Source organism: Gemmiger formicilis, assembly GCF_016901605.1.
GTDB classification, from domain to species: Bacteria; Bacillota; Clostridia; order Oscillospirales; family Ruminococcaceae; genus Gemmiger; species Gemmiger formicilis_B.
The window spans coordinates 1-5278 of the sequence record NZ_JACJKP010000187.1 but is presented as its reverse complement, the minus strand read 5'-3'; the positions used below and the strand labels follow the sequence as shown (position 1 = coordinate 5278).

Genomic DNA, 5278 nt, shown 5'->3' with positions numbered 1-5278 from the left:
GGCCGGTTTCCATGGCCTCCCGGATCTCGGGGTTGGGGTAAGGACAGGTGGGAAAATCTCCATCCGGCTTTTCCTGTTCGGGAACAACGGTCACCTGGGTCACGCCCATCCGGTCCAGCAGCATTTTTACCGGCTCCAGACCGCTGCCGTTCAGCGGCGTGTAGACAAGCTTCAGGCGGGATACATCATTGCCCGGGCGCAGTGCCAGTACGGCGTCCACAAAGTCGGACAGGCACCGGTCGTCGATGGTCACGATGTGGCCCTCGGCAACTGCCTGGTCATAATCCGCCAGTCTGGGGCTGTCGAAGTAATCGTGGCGGCCAATGGCAGCCAGCACCTGGTCGGCTGCTTCCAGGGTGATCTGGCAGCCGTCGGCACCGTAGACCTTGTAGCCGTTGTATTTGGCGGGGTTGTGGCTGGCCGTTACGCAGATGCCCGCCCCACAGCCCAGGTACCGCACCGCCCAGGACAGGGCCGGGGTGGGTTCCAGGCGGGGATAGAGATAGGCGGTGATGCCGTTGGCAGCCAGCACCCGGGCGGCTTCCCGGCAGAACAGTTCGCCTTTGTGGCGGCTGTCATGGGCGAGGGCTACCTTTTTGGGCAGGTCGGAAGCGTTGAGGTAATCGGCCAGGCCCTGGGTGGCCCGGCGGATGGTGTACAGGTTCATCCGGTTGGTGCCGGCGCCGATGACGCCCCGCAGGCCACCGGTGCCGAACTCCAGGTCCCGATAAAAGCGGTCACTGATGGCGGCTTCGTCCCCGGCAACGGCCTTCAGTTCGGTGATAAGGTCGGCATCCTCCACGGCACGGGCAAGCCAGAGGTCCAATTCTTTCTGATACTGCATAGGGCAAAACTCCTTTTGATAGAATGATATGGCGGATCAGGAGCGGTTCAGTGCTTCCTGCAAAAAGGCGGTCAGGGCATCGGCGGCGCGGCGGTGGGACTGTACCCCGGGGTGCTGCCGGGCGCCTACGGTCTCGGGGGTGGTATCGGGCAGGGGGAAGAAGCAAACGCGGTCGTCGCCGGTTTCCCGGCGATAGCGGGCAATGGCCTGTTCCAGGGTGGGGCGCAGCTCATCCCCCAGCATGCCGTATACCCAGACCAGCAACGCCTGCGGATTGCAGCGCCGCAGCATCTGCAGGCCATCCACTACGGCCTGTTCCAGCTGCGCCCGATGTTCGGGTGTGGTGTTCTGGCCGTAGGTTTCGCCGGTCTGCGGGTCAGTCCACGGCGGGTTGTGAGAGGCTCCGGCGTCGTTGGTACCCAGGTTGATGATCACCGCGTCGGCGGGCCAGGCGACAAAATCGTTGGGCTGCTGGGCGCCCAGTTCCCGGTTGCGCGCACCCTGGGCCAAACCGCAAACCTCTTTATAATAGGAAAGCACCCGGCAATGCGGGTCATTGTCCCAGCTGGAAAGAATGCCCCAGCCGCTCTGGCTGACCAGGCGGTATTCGGCACCCAGGGCGTCGGCGGTGAACCGGGCATAATGGTTCATGGCACTGAAAAAGGCCGAGATCCAATCTTCTTCCGGCAGCGCACCGATGGCACCCTCGCCGCTGGTAATGCTGTCGCCCACAAATTCCAGCCGGTAAGAGGGAGCAGGCAGCGGTAAAAAGTCGCCGTCCGCCCAACGCAGGGCGGTAATCTGCAGCAAATGCCGTTCGTCACCGGACATGGCCTGCACATCCTTGAATACCCGCACATGTTTGGGTGTGCCCGGCGTCATGCCGCGGAAAACGCAGACCTCGCTGTGACCGGGTGCTACCGGAAAACGGCTGATCCAGGCGCCGTTGAGTTCCACGCTGATCCAGGGTTCATAGGTTTCGTAGTCGGCATTCAGTTCCAGCCACAGCTCGCTGCCGGTAAAAAGGCACTCGATCCCTGCGGCGGTATAAAACAAGGTGAGTGCATCCCCCGCATGGGTGTGGCGCCCCAGAATACGGACCTGGGGTAATTCCCAGACGGACTGTTCCATGGCAAAACCTTCCTTTCTTGTTAACTTAATTCGAAGAATTTGTTAGCTAATTTTCTTCACTGTATCACATTCGGCAAGCTGTTGCAAGAGGAAAGGAAAAATTAAGCAAATAGTACAAAAAAGTTAGCTTGACATTGACGATATCCACAGGGGCTGATATACTTTATTTAAGTAAAATTCGAAACAGAGGTGTTAGGGATGGCCAAGAGCGTACGCATGGCTGACATTGCACAGCGGCTGGGGATCAGTGTGGTATCGGTTTCCAAGGGACTTTCCGGCAAAGAAGGCGTAAGCGACGAAATGCGCGCAAAAATTCTGGCCACAGCCCAGGAGCTGGGGTACGAAATGCCGGTCAAGGCCGAAGCATCCGCCCAGCGCAGCATCAACATCGGGATTCTGGTGGCAGACCGACATTTTGACGAAAGCGCGTTCTATTCCAGCTTGTATCGTTCGCTGCTCAACCACTGCGCGCCCTTGGGGTACAACTGCATTCTGGAAATTGTACCTGCCGAGTCGGAACAGAACTGCATCATGCCCACGCTGTTGGTAAACCGGAAGGTGGATGCCCTGATCTTTATGGGGGAACTGCACCGCCGGTATATCAGTACGGTACTGCAGTACGGGCTGCCGTTCATGTTCCTGGACTTCTATGATGATACCATCGCAGGGGACAGTGTGCTGAGCGACAACACCAGCGGCGGGTATCAGATGACCGAACATCTGCTCTCCACCGGGCGGCGGCGGATCGGATTTGTGGGCAGCGTGTGTGCTACCAGTTCCATCATGGACCGCTATCTGGGTTACTGCCGGGCACTGCTGATGGCAGGCATTGAGCCGCGCCCTGACTGGCGCCTGGAGGACCGCGACAGCGACGGACGGTTGATTCAGACCAGGCTGCCCGAGGATATGCCGGAGGCGTTTGTCTGCAATTGTGACGAAGTGGCGTTCAATTTGGTGGAACTGCTGCATCGCAACGGTTATGAAGTCCCCCGGGATGTAGCGGTGACCGGGTACGATGACTACCGGTTTTCTACCATCTGCCGCCCGCAGCTGACCAGCTACCGTATTGATGTGGACGGTATGGCAGGGGCGGTGGTCAGCCAGCTGCGCCGGAAACTGAACGGTAAATCGCCGTTGGCGCCTACCACCATTGTACCGGGAGCCTTTGTACGGCGGGATTCCACCTGATTTTTCTCGTGTTTATTAACTTAAAAGCAGGCTAAAAAACTTTTTAGCCTGCTTTTTTTCATATACAAGAGATTTTTTCCGGGCAATTTGCCTAAGTGACGGGGGGCTTTTTCGCCATTTCACCAAACTTTTACTTAATATATTGACTATTTTTAACTTAAATCATATACTTAATGTGCAAGGTAAATCACGCGAAACAATTCCGTGAAAAACAGTAGTCACTGTCCGCAAGACGCACTTTTAAAAGGAGGAAAATCATGAAAAAAGCAATTGCCCTGACATTGGCAGCGGCCATGTCTGCCAGCCTGCTGGCCGGCTGTGGGAGCAGCCAGAACAGCAGCGGCTCCCAGACGGGGGAATCCGGGAGCACCCTGCCCGCCTACAACGAACTGACTGTCGGTGAGGACTATACCGACCTGAAGGCCGAGATCAAAGTCATCACCAACCGCACCGACCTGGAAGGGGACGGCACACTGGCTGGCTATGTGGCTGCATTCCAGGAAATGTACCCCAACATTACCATCACCAATGAGACCATCACCGACTATGCAAACGACATGACTACCCGCCTGACGAACCCGGACTGGGGCGATGTGTGCATGATCCCCACCACCATCCCCCTGCCGGAACTGAGCGATTACTTCTATCCCTTGTGTGATCTGAGCGCCATTGAAGATGAATATAACTTTGCTGACAACCGCGCCTACGATGGCAAGGTTTACGGCATCCCCTCCATTTGTAATGCTCAGGGCGTGGTTTACAACAAGGCTGTGTTTGAGGAAGCCGGTATCACCGAGCTGCCCACCACCCCCACCAAGTTCCTGGATGCGCTGCAGAAAATCAAGGACAACACCGACGCTATCCCCCTGTATACCAACTACGCGGCAGGCTGGACCATGACTGCTTGGGACGCCTATATCGGCGGCTCTACCGGCGACTCCAACTGGATGAACGTCACCATGCCCCAGACCCATGATCCCTTCGCCCCCGGCGTACCTACCGGCGACAGCGAGAGCGGTCCCTACGCGGTGTACAATGTGCTGTACCAGGCGGTCAAGCGCGGCCTGACCGAAGACGATCCCACTACCACCGACTGGGAAGGCAGCAAGACCATGATGAATAACGGCCAGATCGCCACCATGGTGCTGGGCAGCTGGGCTGTGGTCCAGATGCAGCAGGCTGGTCCCAACGCCGATGACATCGGTTATATGCCGTTCCCCATCAGTGTGGATGGTGTGCAGTACGCCTCCGCCGGTTCTGACTATTGCTACGGCGTCAACATCAATTCCAGCGATGATGAAAAGATTGCCTCCATGCTTTACATCAAGTGGCTGAGTGAGTCCAGCAACTTCTCCTACGATCAGGGCGGCATCCCCGTGCTGAAGAGCCAGGAATACCCCGAGACCCTCGCCGCTTTCGACGGCATTGAACTGGTTGCCGATGCACCTGCTCCCACCGACCTGGCTGATCTGGCCGCCAATGTCCAGCAGGACGCCGAACTGACACTGAACGCTGACGAAACACACGGTAAGAGAGTCGTCGAGGCTGCTATCAACGGTGACGAAACTCTGGACGACATCGTGGCTGACTGGAACGCCGCCTGGAACGACGCAGTCGACCGCAACGCCCCGCAGTAAATTCGGAATCCGCTCCGCCGGAGCGCGGAGCCAAGCCCTGCACGGCGGGCCGGCAACCGCCGGCCCGCCGTGCAGCTTTTATGTAAGGGAGGCAATATCATGAGCAAATCCACTGCGGCAGTCAAACCCCGCAAAACCTTCGGCCAATGGCTCAAAAGCATGCGCGGGCAGCAGATCGTATGCACCATTGTGTTTCTGATCCTGCCGCTTCTGCTTCTGTTCACCTTCACCTACCTGCCGTTCTTCAAGATGGTGCAGTTCAGCTTTTTCGATATGCGCTACATCGGCCGCCGTACCTTTGTGGGCCTGGAAAACTACATTGATGTTTTCACCCGCGACGACTGCTTCCAGGCGCTGCTGCTGAGCTTGTACTATATGGCAGGTTCCGTGGTACAGATGGCCCTGGCCCTTCTGTTCGCCACCATCCTCAGCTTCAAGGTCAAGGGCGGCAAGTTCTTCCGCGGCGCGTTGTACTTCC

The 5278-nt window shown here is 57.7% G+C and carries 3 protein-coding genes and 2 pseudogenes; 3 read left to right on the top strand and 2 right to left on the bottom strand.

The features are described 5' to 3' along the window. Both H6B10_RS12335 and H6B10_RS12330 read right to left on the bottom strand, forming a co-directional pair. Window positions 1-844, bottom strand: a pseudogene (locus H6B10_RS12335) (phospho-sugar mutase); the annotation flags it as partial. Window positions 845-880: 36 nt separating this feature from the next. Then, window positions 881-1975 (bottom strand): SGNH/GDSL hydrolase family protein, encoded by a 1095-nt coding sequence (locus H6B10_RS12330; RefSeq protein WP_204651881.1) that lies wholly within the window; start codon window positions 1973-1975, stop codon window positions 881-883. Window positions 1976-2173: 198 nt separating this feature from the next. Between H6B10_RS12330 and H6B10_RS12325 the strand changes: the two genes are divergently transcribed. The 3 genes and pseudogenes from H6B10_RS12325 to H6B10_RS12315 form a co-directional block, all read left to right on the top strand. After that, window positions 2174-3163, top strand: a complete 990-nt coding sequence (locus tag H6B10_RS12325; RefSeq protein WP_204651880.1) for a LacI family DNA-binding transcriptional regulator — start codon at window positions 2174-2176, stop codon at window positions 3161-3163. Window positions 3164-3420: 257 nt separating this feature from the next. Continuing rightward, window positions 3421-4800: an ABC transporter substrate-binding protein gene (locus tag H6B10_RS12320; RefSeq protein WP_204651879.1), complete on the top strand. Its 1380-nt coding sequence runs from the start codon at window positions 3421-3423 to the stop codon at window positions 4798-4800. 99 nt (window positions 4801-4899) lie between these two features. Then, window positions 4900-5278 (top strand): annotated as a pseudogene (locus tag H6B10_RS12315) (carbohydrate ABC transporter permease); the annotation flags it as partial.